At 41.4% G+C, this 1,617-nt stretch carries 2 protein-coding genes; both read right to left on the reverse strand.

The annotated features are described in order from the left end of the window. A partial coding sequence (locus VE944_RS30230) for a biotin/lipoyl-binding protein (RefSeq protein WP_324986279.1) occupies positions 1-984 on the reverse strand: 984 nt, incomplete at its 3' end. Between the two features lie 149 nt (positions 985-1,133). Beyond that, on the reverse strand, positions 1,134-1,617 hold a 484-nt coding region (locus VE944_RS30235; RefSeq protein ID WP_324986284.1), incomplete at its 5' end, for a TetR/AcrR family transcriptional regulator.

Below are 1,617 nucleotides of genomic sequence, written 5' to 3' on the forward strand. Positions count from 1 at the left end.
AGCACTAATTTTTTCTCCGACTCGCGTATGAATTTTGATGATTTGTCCCGCCATCGGTGCTTTGATGTAAGCACCCGCCAACTCGGTTTGAGCATGTTTGAGTGTGGCGATCGCATTTTCAACTTCTGTCTTGGCTGCGGCTACATCTACAGGTCGGACTTCTGCAATACTGGTAAGTGTGGCTTTGGCTTCACTGACTTGCTTGCTACCAGTGGCGTTAGTACGGGCGAGTGCTGCTTTGGCTTCGGCAAGTTGTTTGCTAGCAGTGGTGTTAATGCGATTAAGAACTGCTTTGGCTTCGTCTACTTGCTGTTTGGCAGTTTCTACAGTCAAACCTTTGGTATCGTACAAAGAATTAGAAACTGCACCTTGGGAATATAGCTGTTGATAACGTTGATATTCGGCTTCGGCATTTTTGAGTTCTGCCTCTAGCTTCTTAATGGTTGCCTCTTGCGCTATTCTGTCTCCTTGCCACTGTGCCTCTATGCGGAATATGGCTTCCTGTTGCGCTGTTTTGTCTCCTTGGGATTGGGCTTGGAGACGTTCAACGCTTGCCTGCTGGGCGTTAATTTCTCCTACTTTTGCTCCTGCTTCAACTTGAGCGAGTTTAGCTTGAGCAACTTTAACTTGTTGTTGGGCTTGTATTACAGCAGTTTGCAAGCGATCGCGCGCGTCTAAAATTGCTACCACTTGTCCGGCTTTAACGCGATCGCCTTCTTTGACTAAAATTCGGGCAATGCGATCGCCATCCAATGCTAAGGGCGCAAACAAGCTAATTACCTCTGCTTCCGGTTCTAGCCGTCCTAATGCAGCTACTTTTTGAATGTTGGGCGTGGTTTCAACTGACTCAGATTTCTCGGTTTGACCAACTGATCCAAACTGAGAAATCCCATAAACAACAATTCCACCTGTAATAGCAGTAGCTGCAATTACTAATGTAATTAACCCTTTTTTAGAAGTTTTTTCTGATAGCTTTTGAACCATGTCTTTTACTCTCCTAAAAATTTATTTTACCTATATTAAATGAATCAGGTTTTCTCAAAAATAATTTAGGTCAATTTATTATACATATAGCAGTTTATAACAACCATGAGATACAAAGCCTAACTTTTAAAACATAAAATAACGTCCGTTTAAGCTTTTGTTTCTGCTGTATGTTGCGGCAAATATGCTGTCAGTATTTTGCCTAATAACGCACATTGTTCAATAAAATCAATTGTTTGATTACCCCATAACTTTTCCAGAATTAACCCGTCTACAAAGCTCAAAACAAACGAAGCCAATACCGAATCTTGAATACCCAATAGATCGCAGATTGCCTCCTGATAGCGCTGATTAGTCCGTTTATAAATGCTATTTTTTAACATTTCCTCAGAGTCTTTATGTTGACAAAAATCAATCCAAATATAAGTCCACTTAATAAAGTAATCTTCGTTTTTCACTAGGTATCTTCCTAGTGCTTCCATTGATTCTTGCAGCGTTTGCGCTCCTTCCAATTCAGCTAATGCTGTACTTAAGTCTTGCTCACAAATCTCCTGGGCCAATTGCTCAAATAGAGCTTGCTTGCTAGGAAAATAGTGGTACAACGTACCAGTAGAAACCCCTAATCCCTCAGCA

Origin of the sequence: Nostoc sp. (genome assembly GCF_035638895.1) — a bacterium.
Lineage (GTDB): Bacteria > Cyanobacteriota > Cyanobacteriia > Cyanobacteriales > Nostocaceae > Nostoc.